Source organism: Akkermansia sp. UBA7090 (assembly GCF_002493465.1).
GTDB lineage: Bacteria > Verrucomicrobiota > Verrucomicrobiia > Verrucomicrobiales > Akkermansiaceae > Akkermansia > Akkermansia muciniphila_A.
Genome location: NZ_DKYW01000004.1, coordinates 31028 through 47140, shown reverse-complemented (window position 1 = coordinate 47140; position 16113 = coordinate 31028). Strand labels below are relative to the sequence as shown.

Genomic DNA, 16113 nt, shown 5'->3' with positions numbered 1-16113 from the left:
GCTTTTCAATCATTCGTGTTTGCTAATCGGGAATTTTGCTGGTATGATCCGTCCCGCTCAAGGTAGAGGCTGTCCGATGACTGCGGCTCTACTTCATATTAACATCCTAATACCATGCAGTTTACACACGAAATCGAACAAATGTGTTGCGTCAAGAAAGGCTGCAACCATGGTCCGGCCCCTATCCCGCAGGAAGGCAACTGGACGCAATCCAGGGAAATCACGGATATCTCCGGCCTGACCCACGGCGTGGGCTGGTGCGCTCCCCAGCAGGGCACTTGCAAACTGACGCTGAATGTCAAAAACGGCATTATTGAAGAAGCACTTGTGGAAACCAGCGGTTGCTCCGGCATGACCCACTCCGCCGCTATGGCTGCGGAAATCCTGCCCGGCAAGACCTTACTGGAAGCAATGAACACGGACCTCGTGTGCGACGCCATCAACACCGCCATGCGCGAACTGTTCCTGCAGATCGTGTACGGCCGCACCCAGAGCGCCTTCTCTGAAGGAGGACTTCCCATCGGCGCCGGTCTTGAAGACCTCGGCAAGGGGCTCCGCTCCCAGATCGGCACTCTGTACGGCACCCGCGCCAAGGGGCCCCGTTATCTGGAAATGGCTGAAGGCTACATTACCAAGCTTGCCCTGGATGAAGACGGTGAAATCATCGGCTACGAATTTGTACGCATGGGGCCGATGATGGAAATGATCAAGAAGGGCGTGGACGCCAACGAAGCCGTCGCCAAATGCACGGGCAACTACGGTCGTTTCGACGAGGCCGCCAAGTACATCGATCCTCGTCACGAATGAGATTGAATTAAAAAGAGTATCTTAACTTCAAGCAATATTACTATTATGCCTCTTTTCGAATCCTACGACCGCCGCATCAAGCAGATCAATGAAGCCCTGGCCAAATACGGCATCAGCTCCATTGAAGAAGCGGAACAACTCTGCCTTTCCAAGGGAATCAACCCCCGTGAAATTGTGAACGGCATTCAGCCCATCGCGTTTGAAAACGCCGGCTGGGCCTATGTGGTGGGAGCCGCCATCGCCATTAAGAAGGGCTGCACGAAAGCCGCCGACGCCGCTGAAGCCATCGGAGAAGGTCTTCAGTCCTTCTGCATTCCCGGCTCCGTTGCGGATGAACGCAAGGTGGGCCTGGGCCACGGCAACCTGGCCGCCATGCTCCTGCGCGATGAAACGGAATGCTTCTGTTTCCTGGCCGGGCACGAATCCTTTGCCGCCGCTGAAGGCGCCATCGGCATTGCCAAGTCCGCCAACCGCGTCCGCAAGCAGGATCTCCGCGTCTGCCTGAACGGCCTCGGTAAGGATGCCGCGTACATCATCTCCCGCATCAACGGGTTTACATATGTGCAAACCAAGTTCGACTACGCCACGGGCAAGCTGAATATCATCCAGGAGAAAGCTTTCTCCAAGGGCCCCAAGGCCGCCGTGCGCGTGTATGGCTGCGATGATGTGCGCGAAGGCGTGGCTGTCATGTGGAATGAAGGCGTGGACGTTTCCATTACCGGGAACTCCACCAACCCCACCCGCTTCCAGCACCCGGTAGCCGGCACCTACAAGAAGGAATGCAATGAGAAGGGCAAAAAATACTTCTCCGTGGCTTCCGGCGGCGGTACGGGCCGTACCCTGCACCCGGACAACATGGCTGCCGGTCCCGCTTCCTACGGCATGACTGACACCATGGGCCGCATGCACTCCGACGCCCAGTTCGCCGGTTCTTCCTCCGTGCCCGCCCATGTGGAAATGATGGGCCTCATCGGCATGGGCAACAACCCGATGGTCGGCGCTTCCGTAGCGGTGGCCGTGGCTGTTGAAGAAGCCGCCAAGCAGAACGCCTGAGCGCGCAGCTGATCAAAAATCGCAGAGCCGCTTTCCCAAACCGGGAAAGCGGCTCTTTTAGCAGTTGAAAAAAGGAGATAGGCCTATTCCTGCCTTTTTGTTTCCGCATCAGCTTCCGATACGGAATCTGCTGGCCCGGTCTGTTCGGGGAGGAAGCCCGCGCGAAGGAACGGATCTTCTGGAAATGGATTCCGGCCTGGAAGCTGCCGGCTTGACGGAGCGGATTTCCGGACGGGAAGAAGAAGCGGGAGCAACCGTTTTTTCCGGTTGCGTTCCGTGGGAAGACGGGAGAACAGGAACGGTTCCGACAACCGTTTTTTGCCGTTCATGGGCCTTATAGGCGCGTTGCAGGGTGAAATCCCTTTGTTCTCCCGGTCTCAGAGAATAATCCGCCTTTTGGGGAGTTCCGGCTTTTTGCGCCAGAGGTTCCACGCGTCGCTGCAGCTGCGCGGCGGCATCCAGTTTGCCGTCCACCCATTCCGGATTCCATTCAGGCTCGGATGCTTTCAGGGACTGGAGCAACTGAGCCGCTTTCTTGCCGCTTTCCAGGGCGGCCTTATAATCTCCCTCCTTCTCCTGCCGTGCCGCGCGCATCAGGGAAAGGTTGGCTTCGTAAAAAGCGTCTCCGGGATCGCCAAGGGCCGTTGCTGCCGCCAGGAACATGCAGAGCAGGGAACAGGATAGAAGATGTCTTTTCATGATTGTTGGCACGATAACATGATTCTCCGTTTTGGAAAGGCCTTTCTTCCGGCATGTTTTGCGCAGGGCAGAACCCCGTTTCCCTTGCGGAGAAGAGGAAATGTTCTCCATTCCGAACCCCGGCACAACTTGACGGAAAGGCGGGAGTGCCGTATGATGGTTTAGACCTGCTATATGACCCGGAACGCGCCATCATCCCTTCCAGCTCCGCAGATGGAGGAAGATCCCAGATTCCTGACGGAACAAATTGTAACGTATCTGGGCAATAAGCGTTCCCTGCTTCATTTCCTGGGAACGGGATTGGAACAGGTGAAAAAACGCCTGGGTAAGGAACGGCTGAAAGCAGGGGATCTTTTTTCCGGCAGCGGCATCGTGGCGCGTTTTCTGAAACAGCATTCGGAAGAGTTGATCGTCAATGATCTGGAGGAATACAGCCGGATCGTCAATACCTGTTACCTGAGCAATGCGGAGGAAGTAGAGAATCTGGAGCTGGACAGGCATTACAGACGCCTGCTGCGGTATATGGAAACGCATGAATCCCCTGGCTTCATCACGGAACTGTACGCCCCCAGAAATCCGGACTGCATCACGGCGGATGACCGCGTTTTTTATACGCGCCGCAACGCCGTGTACCTGGATACGGCGAGGCAGACCATCAATTTGCTTCCGGCAGAAGTCAGGCCCTATTTTATCGCGCCTCTTCTGGCGGAAGCTTCCATTCACACAAACACGTCCGGCGTATTCAAAGGCTTTTACAAAGACAGGAACGGAATCGGCAAATTCGGGGGAACGGGAGGCAACGCCCTTTCCCGCATTCTGGGAGACATTTCGCTGCCGTTTCCCGTGTTTTCCCGGTTTGACTGCCAGTATTCCATCCATTGCCGCGATGCCAATGAATTGGCTGCCGAGCTGCCGGAAATGGATGTGGTGTATCTGGACCCTCCCTATAACCAGCATCCGTACGGGTCCAATTATTTCATGCTGAATTTGCTGTCTTCTTATGAAAAGCCGGAGGAAACCAGCCGGGTTTCCGGCATTCCCGCAGATTGGAAACGCTCCACGTACAACAGCCGCCAGCATGCTCCGGAGGCCCTGTTCCGTCTGTTGGAGGATTGTCCGTCCAAATTTATTTTGCTTTCCTACAGTTCTGAGGGGTTTATTAACTATGAGGAAATGACCGGTTTCCTCGGACGACTGGGCCGTACCGTTACGCTGGAAACGCCGTACGCCGCATTCCGGGGCAGCCGGAATTTCAGAAACCGTCCTCAGAACGTGACGGAATTCCTGTTCCTGGTGGAACGGTTCTAACAGATGACAGGAAAGGCAAGCCTCCATGCAGACCCATTTGGAACGCTTCATCCGTTTTCTGGCCGCGGAGAAAGGCTTGAGTACCGCCTACCAGCTTTCCGTGAGGCAGACGCTGGAGGAATTCGCCCGGTTTCTGGAAACGGAAGATACTGGTCTTGCCCAAGCGGGCATCGATACGCTTTCGGCATTTCTGCGGCATTTGCAGGACCGGGGGATGGCCCGCAGCTCCATGCGGGTGGAAATGGTGCATTTGCGTATTTTTTTCCGGTGGCTGGCCGGAACGGGAATATTGGAAAAAGATCCTTCCGCATTTCTGGAAATGCCCCGGCAGGGGCTGTCGCTTCCCCATGTGCTGGATCAGAAAACTGTCTCAAATCTTCTTGAAAGCATTGATGTTCAAGATATTCCTCTAGGGTGTAGAGACAGGACCCTCCTGGAAATGATCTACGCTTGCGGGATGCGTGTTAGCGAAATAATCAACTGCAAATTAGAGAGTTTTGATAAAGATGAAGCTTTTGTCCGCGTGCTGGGGAAGGGGGATAAAACCCGGCTGGTGCCCATAGGGAGGTCCGCCTTGGATGCTTTGCAAATGTATTTGGAAAAAGGAAGACCAAAACTGGTCAGGACGGGAACGAAAAACCATATCTTCCTGACGGTACGCGGCCGTCCGTTGACAAGGGAGCGGGTCCGCCAAATTCTCCGGGAACGCGCCAGAGCCGCAGGACTGGAACAGCATGTTTTCCCGCACATCCTGCGTCATTCCTTTGCCACGCATCTTCTGGAAAACGGAGCGGATCTGCGCATTATTCAGGAGATGCTGGGTCATGCCGATATTTCCACCACTCAGATCTATACGCATTTGGAGCAGCAGCGGCTGAATTCGATTCATCACCGTTTTCATCCCAGAGGATAGGAACGCTATTTCTTCCTTATTTCCATGCCACGTTTTTTCGCATTCTTCCAATCACATCATAATCATTTAACTATTAATGGACGGAGAATTATTTTACCGGTATTATATTTTGCATTACATATATTATGCGAAGTATAAATACAGAGAGAAATATATGTCCCACTTGCTCCGGTTATGTGTGAAAGAACAATCCCGTCTCCGGAAGCCCCCGTTTGACGCATCCCCAAAAAAGATGGCAGGAAATAAGATTCCCTGCTTATCAAGGATGTTACCAGATTCATATTCCGAGGACTTTTTTTACTCGTAAATCCGGGCGTGGAACGAATGACCCGCTGCCTGTTCTGTTCTGAATGGAAATCATTCATCCATTACTCATTTTTGTTCCACTTCGGCCTATCCTTTTTTCTACTGAGGCGAATCTTTCCCTCCGCTTCTCTCTTGCCAGATCACCTTTCATCCTTCATAATAAAAAAAGCATGAATACTTTCGTTTCTCTTTGCCTGGTCGGGGGCCTCAGCCTGGGTTCCTTTTGTTATGCTCAGTACATGGATAACGATGCCAAGAAGAAGGTAATCAAGGATTTGGATAATCTGCTCGCTCTGAACAGGTCTGCGGAAACCAAAGTGATCAATGCCGCTATCAGCAAACTGAATTCCGCCGGCAGGGATCCCGGCGCCGCATATGACCTGCTGATCCAGTCCAAGAAATTTCTGATGGAAACAGAAAAGGAAAAGGACAGGAGCCAGGGAAAGAGCGCCAAAATCGCCTCCAATTCCATGAAGGACTGGATGGACCGTGAAGCGAAGAAGTACCAGGATAAAAATGCCCGTAAAGGATTAATGATTCAATATCAATGGGGTGTTCTCGTCCTCAAGGCGCGCCTTAAGGAAAATTTAATGAACGCCACTTCCCATTCCTCCGGCGGAACAGCGGAGGAAATCCTGGATGTTACGGAGTTCCAGAAGCCGGCCATGGATTTGCTGAATGCCTACCTGTCCGCCTGCTCAGACCCTGATTTTATCGACCCTTCCTCTTCCAAAAATAATAATGGAGCGGCCGGAAAAGCCGGCGCCCGTATTGCGGAACAATCCGTCCTGAATACGGAAGTGGGTGAGGCCCTGGGCATCAGCAGCATGTCTTCCAAGGCTTTCCCTGATTCCATGAAGAACCGGGATGAGATTTTTGACAAACTGTTCTTTACCGGATACCGGAAGACCCGCAACCTCCCTGCCCTCAGGCAGGCATGGAACAAGAGAATTTCCATGGAAGTGGCTCTGGGAAAAATCAGCCACGCCATTTCCTCCGGCAAGAAGTCCGGCATGCAGGGCCGCATCGCCAATGCGTCCGAAGACGAATTTGACGAGCAGGGAGCCGCCGTTCTGGATCGGCTGCGCTGGCGCTGCGAACTTGATTGCTTCGACTTGGGAGACCAGGCAAACGCCACGAGGAATATGATGACGCTCATCCGGACGACAGTGGATCCCGTGCGCCGGGAACAGGGTATCCGCACCCTCCGGGATAAACTGATTCAGAGCATGAAGAGCATGATTGATTCTCCGGAAGAAGGGAGCATGGCTGACGGTTCCGCTTCATCCCCTGCTCCGCGCCCTGCCGTGCGCGCGCCCAAAAGGAAGACGCCCTCCACCACGATCACGACCAGTCGTGAAATGGATGATCCCGGCGCCATTGGAACGGATGTGCCGTCACCGCCCAAACCGGATCCAACCCGGAGCGACGATTTTTTTGAAGACGTTTAACGTTCTTCAGACAAAGATGCTGCCCGAACGGCGGTTTCCCTGTTCATGGAATGCACAGAGCATCCTTGACGTCCGGAACTGCCGTTTTATACAGTAAGGGCATGTATCAGCCATTTCAATTTTTCATGCCCGCGCAAATCTTCTTCGGCGCGGGTTCTTTGGACAATCTTGGTTCCGCTCCCCTGCCCGGCGCCAAGGCCCTGATCGTCATCGGCGGCACGTCCGTCAAACGCCTCGGATATCTGGACCGCGTGCAGGCTCTTTTGAAAAGCCAGGGAGTGGAAAGCGTCGTTTTCGACAAGGTGCAGCCCAACCCCGTGGTGGAGCACGTGATGGAAGCCGCCTCCCTAGCCAGGGAAACGGGGTGTGATTTCGTCATCGGCCTGGGCGGGGGCAGCAGCATGGATTCCGCCAAGAGCATCGCCGTGATGGCAGCCAATCCCGGGAACTACTGGGATTACATCCAGGGCGGTTCCGGCAAGGGGCTTCCCATTCCCAACAAACCTCTTCCCATCGTCTGCATTACCACTACGGCGGGAACCGGAACGGAGGCGGATCCGTGGACCGTCATTACAAAGGAGGACACGCAGGAAAAAATCGGTTTCGGCTGCAGGGGTACTTTCCCCACCATGTCTATCGTCGATCCGGAGTTGATGCTTTCCGTACCTCCCAAATTAACGGCATACCAGGGATTTGACGCCCTGTTTCATGCCGTGGAGGGATATATGGCCACAATCGCCTCTCCCATGGGGGACATGTTTGCGCTCCAGGCCATTGAATACATTGCCAAATATCTTCCGCGCGCCGTGAATAACGGGGATGACCTGGAGGCGCGCGCCTATGTGGCTCTGGCCAATACCTATTCCGGATTTGTGGAAACCATTTCCTGCTGTACGTCGGAACATTCCATTGAACATGCCCTCAGCGCCTTCCATCCTTCCCTGCCCCACGGCGCGGGGTTAATCATGATTTCCTGGGCCTACCATGAAGCCTACGCGCCCTCCTGCCCGGAACGTTACGCAAGAGTTGCCGCGGCCATGGGGCAGGAAGCCTCGGTGGACGGTTTCCTGAACGGCTTGAACAAACTGAAGGAAGCCTGCGGCGTGGACAAGCTGAAGATGTCCGAGTTCGGCATTACCCCGGATTTATTTGATGAATACGCTAAAACGGCTTTTTCCACCATGGGCAATCTGTTTGAGATGGACCGTTGCAAATTGACTCCGGCGGACGTGGTCAGCATCCTGGAAAAATCCTATTCCTAGAAACAAGCCGTCGAGGAAACGCAGGCCGGGCGGGCAGCTTTCTTGCATGGCAGCCCGTCCGGCAAAAGATTGTTGCCGTTCCGATGCGTTCAGGAATGCCGGCTATTTCCGTCATGCCGGGGCATTCCCTATAGAGAAGGAGCATGGTTCGGTTGGCTGTCCATTTTCCATTGCAGCAGTTCCCCTGTAAAACAACGCGGCTGGACATGTGTCGCGCCGGGGTTGCCATGTTGTTCTCTTATCGGGCGGCCAGATAGCCCAGGCCAATGGCCAGGAGCCCCCCGGCAAAACTGATGAGGGTGTAAAGGAAGAAGGCGGAGAAGTTCCCTTCCTTCAACAGCAGGAAGGATTCATTCATCAGCGTGGAAAAGGTGGTGAAACCGCCGCACAGGCCTGCGGTAAGAAAGAGCCGCGTTTCCGTATGCGGCAGGTTCCGGTCGAACAAACCGTAGAGGGCGCCCAGGATAAAACATCCCAGCAGGTTGACTGCCGCCGTACCCCAGGGGAACGAACTTGCCGAATTGACCTGGACGAAACGGGACAGCAGGAAACGCAATACACCGCCCGCAAAGCTTCCCAGGCCCACTATCATCAGCATTTTCATCATATAGCGGCTTTTTCTATGTTTTAATGGGGAATAAAGTTTCGGAGCAGCGCCGAAATCTGCCGGGAAAGACGGGCTGCGGCTTCTTGTCCATGAAAGGGTTGCTGGCTGCGTTCCCGAAAACTGGTTTGGAAACGTTCGTGCCGCCTGGTGAAACCCTTTACCGGAAACAAGATTTCTGCGGAAGCTGTCGGTCTGTATGCCGGCAGAACCATTTCCTTTAACGTGTGCGGATAAAATACCCTGTTTTTTCCATATCGCCAGCCTTTTTGTTCTTGATTGCAGGGTAAAACCGTATTTCCTTTTTTCCATGTCCCTGCCCCTTCTCGTTACCGGAACCATCGGAATTGATACCATCCTTACTCCCGGCGGCAGGGCGGACGGTGTTCTGGGCGGTTCCGTTTCCTTTGCGGCCGTGGCTGCCCTTTTGTTTGCCGACCGCGTGGATGCCGTCAGCATCATCGGGGAGGATTTCCCCGCCCATTATGAAGCGGCCCTTGAGGCTAAAGGGGTGTGCATGAACGGTGTAGAACGCAAGAAAGGGCCTTCTTTTGCCTGGACCGGGGAATATTTTGACAATATGAACAAGCGGAGGACCGTTTGTGCCAATGATGCCGTGATGCTGGAATGGAATGTGCACGTTCCGGAGCCTTTGAGGAACCATCCGGTGCTGGTTTGCTGCTGCATGGTTCCGGCCCAGCAGCTCAAGTGCATGGAACAATGTCCGGACGCGGCGTTGGTACTTTCCGATTCCATGGACAAGTGGCTGCGCCGCCAGCCGGAATTGCTGGATGCCGTGATCAGCCGTTCCCATATCACCATGATGAATGAGGATGAGGCGAAGGAATATGCCCAGGCGTCCACCGTCATGGAAGCCGGGGAATTCCTGCTTTCCAAAGGCGCCGCGTACGCAGTGGTGAAACAGGGGGAATACGGGGCCACGCTTCTGGGCCGGGATGCCGGCGGGAATCTCCGGATGTTCCGTTGTCCCGCCTATCCTCTGAAAACACTGGTGGACCCCACCGGTGCGGGGGATACGTTCCTGGGGGCTCTGGCCGGCTATTTGTCCACCCTGCCTCCCGGCCTTCCTCCGTTTGAGGAAGTGAAGAAGGGGATTGTGTACGGAACGGTGGCGGCCTCCTTCACCTGCGAGTCCTTTTCGGCAGACGCCCTTCTTTCCATGACCAAAGAGACTTTTCGCCGCCGTCTTGAAGAGTACGCGGAGATGTGCCGCCTGCCTGATATCCGCCTCTTTTCCGCAAGTGACTGTTAAGACGGGATCAGATCCCCTGAAAAGGAGGAAATGCCGCCCTTCATGGTTCGTTTTCCGGTCTCCGTTTTTGCGGGCTGTCCGGAATGTTCAGGTAAAGAAAGCCAGGATGCGGAACATGAAAAACCCCGGCGTGGCATGCACAGCCGGGGTTTTCGTAAAAACAGGGGATGCTGTCGGCGGGATCAAGCATCCTGAAGGCCGAATTTAAGCTCGGCTTCCGAAACTACCTGGCCGTTCACCAGGCAGCGTGCCGTCGCCTGGCCGATGTTTCCGCGCATCTTGGTCAGTTCCGCTTCAATGATGAGCGTATCGCCGGGAACCACGACGCGGCGGAATTTTACCTTGTCCGCGCTCATGAAATAGCCGAGCTTGCTGGCATTGCCGGGCTGGCGCAGCATGACGATGGAGGCCACCTGGGCCATGGCTTCCACCTGGAGGACGCCCGGCATGACCGGATGGCCCGGGAAGTGGCCCTGGAAAAAGAGTTCGTTCATGGTCAGGTTCTTCAGACCCCGGCACTTGGTTTCTCCTTCAAAACCGATAATGCGGTCCACCATCAGGAAAGGATAGCGGTGCGGCAGAAGGCTCATTACTTCATTAATGTCCAGCACGGCGTCTCCGTACGGCACGTTGACGGGATTGGGGGCCATCTGCTGGTTGCGGTGGTGTTCCTTCTTGAGCTTGGCCGTGAGTTCGGTGTTCGGGCCGTGGCCCGGCTTGATGGCGATGACGTGGCCCAGAATGGGCTTGCCGCACAGGGTCAGGTCCCCAATAAGGTCCATGGCCTTGTGGCGGGCGAACTCATTGATGAAACGCATGGGTTCCTTGCTCATGAGCTCCTCTCCGCGGATGACCACGGCGTTTTCCAGGCTGCCGCCCTTGATGAGGCCCTTTTCCAGCAGGGGCTTGATGTCTTCGTAGAACGTAAAGGTGCGGGCCGGGGCCAGTTCCTTTTCATACGTTTCTGGCGTGATGACCGCGTCAAAGTACTGGGTGATGCGGTTTTCCGGTCCCACGCAGGTGACGGAAACGCGGAATTGCTTGGAGGGGAGAATGGTCAGGATGGAACCGCCCTTGGTTTCAATGGTGACGGCCTCGCGCACTTCCAGATAGCGGCGCGGCACATCCAGTTCCACGATGCCGGCGCGCTTGATCAGTTCTACGTAGGGGGCCGAGGAGCCGTCCCCGATGGGAGGTTCGTTGGCGTCCATTTCAATGACGGCGTTGTCAATGCCCATGCCCGTGAGGGCGGAGAGGATGTGTTCCACGGTATGCACCTTGACGGAACCTTCAGCCAGGCTGGTGGCGCGTTCCACAGTCTGCACCTTTTCCACATCCGCGCTGATGAAAGGCTGGTCCGGAATGTCCACCCGGCGGAATTTAATGCCGAAGTCGGCGGGAGCCGGTTTCAGGGTCAGGGTAACGGGCTGCCCCGTATGCAAAGAGGTACCGGCCAGGGAGGCCGGAGAGCCGACAGTTCTTTGGTTTCCACATGCCATGCGGGGATGCTAGTGAATGAGCTTCCGTTTGGAAAGCACGAAATCACGGATTTTCCTTTAAATTCAGGGAAGAGACGGTATTCCGGCGTGTCATCCCGGAAAGAAGTGGATAAAGGGCGCTTGAAAAAACGCCGCTCACCCGGTAGTGATGTTCCATGCACATCACGGCAGGCCTCCGCATTTCCCGCGCGTTTATTCTCGGCGCCGGGCTGGGTACCCGCCTGCGCCCTCTCACCGGCATTCTGCCCAAGCCGCTGATTCCCTTTTTCCATGAACCCCTTATTCTGCATTCCATGCGCCGATGCTACGATTGCGGCATACGGGAGTTCATCATCAATACCCACCATCTGGCGGCGGCCTGGGATAAGGTGTTCCCTGAACGCTCATGGAACGGCTGCCCTGTTCATTTCAGCCATGAACCCGTGCTGCTGGATTCCGGCGGCGGCGTCAAAAAGATAGAGCCCCTGGCTTCCCCGGAAGAACCGCTGCTGGTGGTGAACGGAGACATGGCGGCCACATTTGATCTGGGCCGCCTTCTGGAAGAGCATTTGAACCGCCGCCCTCCCGTGACGCTGGCCCTCCGCACCTCCGGAGATAAGAAGAACGTGGGATTTGATTTTTCTTCCGGACTGGTGACGGATATGAGGTACGCCCTGGACCGCGACCCCGGATCTTGCCAATTTACCGGCGCGTACTGCATGGAGCCGGAAGTATTCGGGCGCATCCCTTCCGGGGAGGCCGTTTCCATCATTCCCCTGTTTCTGGATTACATCCGGGAAGGGTGCCTGCGCGGCATTCTGGCGGATGACGGGTTGTGGATGGACATGGGAACGCCGGAGGCCTACCTTCAAGCTCATCTGGATTTTCCCTCCCCCGCTCCGCGCATCCACCCCCGGGCCCGGGTGTCCCCCCACTCCTTTGCGGACGGTAATTGCGTGATAGGTCCCGGTGCAACGGTAGAGGACGGCTGCCGCCTGCAAGGCTGCGTTGTCTGGCCGGGCGTACGCGTGCCTTCAGGCACCTGCGCGGAACGCCGGATTTTCTACTGTTCCCCCAACGGCCATTGACCATGCTTTTGCTGCGCCTTCTTCCCCTGATGTTGTGCTTTTCCGGCCTGGTTCACGCGGAACACCGCGTTTTCACCAGGAAGGACGGCTTTTTGTCCATGCGGGACAAGCTGAACGTGTATTTTTTCCGTTCTGATACGCACCGTCTGCTGGTGAGGGACGAAGGAAGCGTCAAAACGCCCCGGTACGGCTCCCTGGACAAGGCCATGAGGAAAAGCCCCTGCGTGGCCGGCGTCAACGGAGGATTTTTCAGTGCGGACGCGGAGGGAACTCCCCTGGGCCTGGTCATTCAGGACGGCAAACGGCTTTCTCCGCTGGCTACGGGGTCTTTCGCCGTTTCCGGGGTCGTTTATGAAGGAGGCAGAAGCGGATTGACTCTGGTCCGCAGTTCCGTGCTGAAACGCATGAAAAAGCTTCCGGCCACGCAGGCAGCCATTCAGGGAGGCCCCTTTCTGGTGGAGAACGGCTCCGCCGTAAAAGGGCTTAACGCGCAGAAGTCCACTTACCGCACCTTCATTGCCACGGACGGAGGAAAAAGGTGGTGCATCGGCGTTTCCTCTTCCCTGACTTTGAAGGAACTGGCAGCTTGGCTGGCGACTCCCGGAGCATTGGGGAATTTCCGGGTGGAAACGGCCCTGAATATGGACGGCGGCTCGTCTTCCGCCTTCTGGTGCCATGAAACAGGCATTTCCTACCCTGCGTTCAAACAGGTCAGGAATTATCTGGGCGTAGCCCCCGTGGAACGCCGGTAAACGCCGTCCTCCACGGGGCCGTGAACACGTTTCCCGGCGCCTATCCTGCGCAGCAACAGAACCGCGAACGCCAGGAAACAAACCAGAACGGCCCAGTCGCCCAGCATGGCGTACAGGGTTATTTCCGTACAGCCCACAGGCAATGTGGCAGTCATCACCCCTCTGGTAAACGGCGAACCGGAGGAATCCCTCAAATCCGCAATAACCGCGCCATTGGGGGCCAGAGCCACGCTTACGCCGGTATTGGCGGCACGGACCATGGAACGCCGCAGTTCAATACAGCGGAACGCCGCATTGCGCCAATGCTGTTCATTGGCGCAGGAACGGTTGAACCACCCGTCATTGGTCACGTTCACCATCAACTGGGGTTCCTGCCGGACGAAGCGGCGCACCCAGCTTCCCACCACATCCTCAAAGCAGACCAGCGGAATAACGCCCACCGTAGAAGAGCTTCCGGGGCGGATAGGCACGGGAACGGGATTGAAGGAACACCCGGGCGTATAGTTCAGGCCCATGGCAGTTCCGGCGGAAGCCTCAAAGGCTTTTTCCAGAAACGGGAATGTTTCCCGCATAGGGATGTATTCTCCGAAGGGAACCAGCATGGCCTTGGCGTGCGGACGGGCTGTGGAATAATCCCCCTCAAAGACGGTAAGGCAGTTGTAAGCCCGCGCCACACGCCCTTCATCAGACAGGTAAATATCATCCGTGCCCGTCAGCAGGATAAAATTGCATATCCCGTTCCGAAGGGCCTGGACGTAATCCTCTTCCGCGCTCAGAAAGTTGACATTGTCCTGATTGGGGAAGCGTTCCCCAGTGGAATCACGGTAAAACGTGGAAATGGGGAAGGAACTTTCCGGCCAGATGACCCAGGCCGGCATATCCAGGGAGGCTTCCGCGCCGTCTTTGACCGCCTGTTCCAGAGCGCGGTTTTGAAGGTCCAGCATTCCCTGTTCCGTCATGTCCAGCAAAGCCCGGTAAATGCTTCCCCGATTGGCCGGATCCCATTTTTCCTTCTGGCTCAGATTCAGCTGCACGGCCATGACGGGAACGGTAAGCCTGCCGTTTCCCATGACCGCGGCAGACTGGGGGGAGTAACGAGCCGTCCAGAACACGCCGACGACAAACATGGTTAAAAGGACCGCCACCAGGATGAAAAAGTCCCAGGGAACGGTCCGTCTGCCTTCATGGACAATCATGATTCCGGCACGGCGGCAAACACGCCAGAGCCAGACGGAAAAGACGGCCGGAATAAAGGCCAGCGCCGTCACGCCAAGGTATTCCGCCCATTGGGCCAGCGGATTTCCGTACAGGGCCACGCCCAGATTGTTCCAGCCGAAACCCGGTATCAGCCAGCCCCGCCCCCATTCCAGGCATACCCATAAAGCGGCGCCCGCCAGAGCGGCGGAAGCGCTGGGCAATATGTCGCCCATGGCCCAGGCTTTCCAGGCGGCCCGGCGTTCCTTTGCCGCCAGCTTCGCATCAGGCAGCGGCCGGCCGGCCGGCCGGAAGAACACTCCCATGACCAGAGCCCATAAGCAGGGAAACAGGCCTCCGTAAAAAATCATCAGGGGAATATAGCCCAGCGTGCTGACCTCATTGACCCACCAGAAGGAGATGCCGTAAAATACCACGCCAAATACCCAGCCATACAGGGCGTACGCCAGCATTCCCCTTTTCCCCTCCCGTCTGCGGCCGTGCCACAGGGCTGTCAGCAAAGGCAGGAATCCTATCCATACGCACCCGCTCCAGTCTACCGGAATAAAGGCGCAGGCCATCAAAATTCCGGAAAAAGCGGCCAGCAGCAGCCCTGCCCACACGGGCAGGAGACGAGGGAGGGAAGCAGGTGGGGTATTCATCATGAAAAGCCTTTTATTCCGGGAACGGGAATGCCGCCATTGTCCCCCATGCTGACTCATTCCTGCAACAAAAAAGATTGCAAAATTTATTCAAATGCGGAAATAGTGGGTTCAGTTCATACAACCCATCATACACAATGGCAGATATCGACGAAAAAACACCTCTAAACGTCCCCGGCAAGTTTTACGTGGACAGTTCCTGCATTGACTGCGACCTTTGCCGCGAAACCGCTCCGGAAAACTTTGGACGGGATGACGACGAAGGAGTATCCTATGTCAAGAAGCAGCCGGAAAACGACGAAGAGCTGAGCGCATGCGAGGAAGCCATGGAAGGCTGCCCCGTGGAAGCGATTGGCGACGACGGCGAATAATATTTCTCCATATATTATTTTAACCGCCCGGGGCTGTTGGCATTCAACGCTCCGGGCTTTTATTTTCCATCCATGTCCTCCCCCTGGTCTCCCTACACGCCGGACAGGGACCGTCCGGATCCCTACGCCTCCCCAGTCCGGTATGATTATCTTTCCCGTGATGAGCAGGAGGTGAGGCAGGCGTTGGCGGACTGGTTCCAGATATCCCCCGCCGCCAGTGAAACACGCAACCTCCATACGGCGGAGTCCCTGCTGGGGGATATCCTGTCCAGGCTTCCCCTGGACGGCGACGGCATGGACCCCGAATTGCTCCGGGAAGGATGGCTGAAAGCTGCGGGGCCATTCCTGGGCCAGCAATCCAACCTTCTTTCCATTGTCAAGGGAGTAGCCACCATCCAGGTGCTTCAACCGGCCATGCGCTACCATCTTCAGCAGTGGCAGGGAGCCCTGCTGGGAAAACTGAAGGACCAGTTCGGCAAGGATGCCGTCCATTCCATCCGCATACGGATAGGATAATTTTGCCGCCGCACGGCATTTCTTCAAAATGCCTGATCCTCATTTCATGCATTATAACGGATGCGGAAAACCTTTCAGAATTTCTGATCCGCCGTCAAATGGATTTTCCTTTTTCTTAGGATCGTAAATTTTCTATCCTTCCCCATAATTTTCCCCCATATGAAAAGGAGGAAAAAGAAAAATTGTCAGTTTTTTTGCGATAGCGTTTTTTAGAGGCTTGGAAATTCTGTAATTACTATTCCAGATAAAGCGGAATTCCCTTCGTGACGGCTTGATTTCTATTTTCCAACCGGAGCGGAAGTCTGGATCTCCAGAAGAAAGAAAAAGGTGAGGAGATAGAAAAACAGTGTGCCGCGACATTAAAAATTTGACGAAA

15 protein-coding genes are annotated in these 16113 nt (G+C 55.7%); 11 read left to right on the top strand and 4 right to left on the bottom strand.

What is annotated here, in order from left to right:
• Positions 1-114: 114 nt before the first annotated feature.
• Together B3075_RS01005 and B3075_RS01000 are read left to right on the top strand one after the other, a co-directional pair.
• Positions 115-807: an iron-sulfur cluster assembly scaffold protein gene (locus tag B3075_RS01005; RefSeq protein ID WP_094137058.1), complete on the top strand. Its 693-nt coding sequence runs from the start codon at positions 115-117 to the stop codon at positions 805-807.
• 45 nt (positions 808-852) lie between these two features.
• Positions 853-1860, top strand: a complete 1008-nt coding sequence (locus B3075_RS01000; RefSeq protein WP_094137057.1) for a GGGtGRT protein — start codon at positions 853-855, stop codon at positions 1858-1860.
• A 108-nt stretch (positions 1861-1968) separates the two neighbouring features.
• On the opposite strand, the gene B3075_RS00995 is transcribed toward B3075_RS01000, so the two are convergent.
• Positions 1969-2559 carry a hypothetical protein gene (locus B3075_RS00995; RefSeq protein WP_290488679.1) on the bottom strand — a complete coding sequence of 197 codons (591 nt, stop codon included), beginning with the start codon at positions 2557-2559 and terminating at the stop codon, positions 1969-1971.
• A gap of 213 nt (positions 2560-2772) precedes the next feature.
• On the opposite strand from B3075_RS00995, the gene B3075_RS00990 reads away from it, so the two are divergent.
• From B3075_RS00990 to B3075_RS00975, 4 genes are all read left to right on the top strand, one after another.
• Entirely contained in the window at positions 2773-3867 is a 1095-nt protein-coding gene (locus B3075_RS00990; protein WP_297603047.1) for a DNA adenine methylase, read from the top strand.
• A 25-nt stretch (positions 3868-3892) separates the two neighbouring features.
• On the top strand, positions 3893-4780 hold the full coding sequence (locus B3075_RS00985; RefSeq protein WP_290488677.1) for a tyrosine recombinase: 888 nt from the start codon (positions 3893-3895) through the stop codon (positions 4778-4780).
• A gap of 476 nt (positions 4781-5256) precedes the next feature.
• Positions 5257-6537 (top strand): hypothetical protein, encoded by a 1281-nt coding sequence (locus tag B3075_RS00980; protein WP_290488676.1) that lies wholly within the window; start codon positions 5257-5259, stop codon positions 6535-6537.
• Between the two features lie 101 nt (positions 6538-6638).
• The gene (locus tag B3075_RS00975) at positions 6639-7799 is read left to right on the top strand and encodes an iron-containing alcohol dehydrogenase (protein ID WP_290488675.1); all 1161 of its coding nucleotides are present in this window, start codon (positions 6639-6641) and stop codon (positions 7797-7799) included.
• 238 nt (positions 7800-8037) lie between these two features.
• Here B3075_RS00975 and crcB read toward each other — a convergent pair whose 3' ends face one another.
• Positions 8038-8406 (bottom strand): fluoride efflux transporter CrcB, encoded by a 369-nt coding sequence (gene crcB, locus B3075_RS00970; RefSeq protein ID WP_094137049.1) that lies wholly within the window; start codon positions 8404-8406, stop codon positions 8038-8040.
• 307 nt (positions 8407-8713) lie between these two features.
• Between crcB and B3075_RS00965 the strand changes: the two genes are divergently transcribed.
• A complete protein-coding gene (locus B3075_RS00965; RefSeq protein ID WP_179218513.1) occupies positions 8714-9676 on the top strand; it encodes a PfkB family carbohydrate kinase in 963 nt (320 codons plus the stop codon).
• 182 nt (positions 9677-9858) lie between these two features.
• Here the strand turns inward: B3075_RS00965 and B3075_RS00960 are convergent, their stop codons facing one another.
• Entirely contained in the window at positions 9859-11175 is a 1317-nt protein-coding gene (locus B3075_RS00960) for a bifunctional UDP-3-O-[3-hydroxymyristoyl] N-acetylglucosamine deacetylase/3-hydroxyacyl-ACP dehydratase (protein ID WP_094137046.1), read from the bottom strand.
• 155 nt (positions 11176-11330) lie between these two features.
• On the opposite strand from B3075_RS00960, the gene B3075_RS00955 reads away from it, so the two are divergent.
• Both B3075_RS00955 and B3075_RS00950 read left to right on the top strand, forming a co-directional pair.
• On the top strand, positions 11331-12242 hold the full coding sequence (locus B3075_RS00955; protein ID WP_290488674.1) for a nucleotidyltransferase family protein: 912 nt from the start codon (positions 11331-11333) through the stop codon (positions 12240-12242).
• Positions 12243-12244: 2 nt separating this feature from the next.
• A complete protein-coding gene (locus tag B3075_RS00950) occupies positions 12245-12994 on the top strand; it encodes a phosphodiester glycosidase family protein (protein ID WP_290488673.1) in 750 nt (249 codons plus the stop codon).
• Here B3075_RS00950 and lnt read toward each other — a convergent pair.
• Complete coding sequence (gene lnt, locus B3075_RS00945) at positions 12961-14853, bottom strand: apolipoprotein N-acyltransferase (protein ID WP_179218512.1); 1893 nt, start codon at positions 14851-14853, stop codon at positions 12961-12963. The two genes, B3075_RS00950 and lnt, sit on opposite strands and share 34 nt — an antisense overlap.
• A 134-nt stretch (positions 14854-14987) precedes the next feature.
• Between lnt and B3075_RS00940 the strand changes: the two genes are divergently transcribed.
• Both B3075_RS00940 and B3075_RS00935 read left to right on the top strand, forming a co-directional pair.
• A complete protein-coding gene (locus tag B3075_RS00940; protein ID WP_094137042.1) occupies positions 14988-15221 on the top strand; it encodes a ferredoxin in 234 nt (77 codons plus the stop codon).
• Positions 15222-15293: 72 nt separating this feature from the next.
• The gene (locus B3075_RS00935; protein WP_143245695.1) at positions 15294-15737 is read left to right on the top strand and encodes a DciA family protein; all 444 of its coding nucleotides are present in this window, start codon (positions 15294-15296) and stop codon (positions 15735-15737) included.
• Positions 15738-16113: the final 376 nt, after the last annotated feature.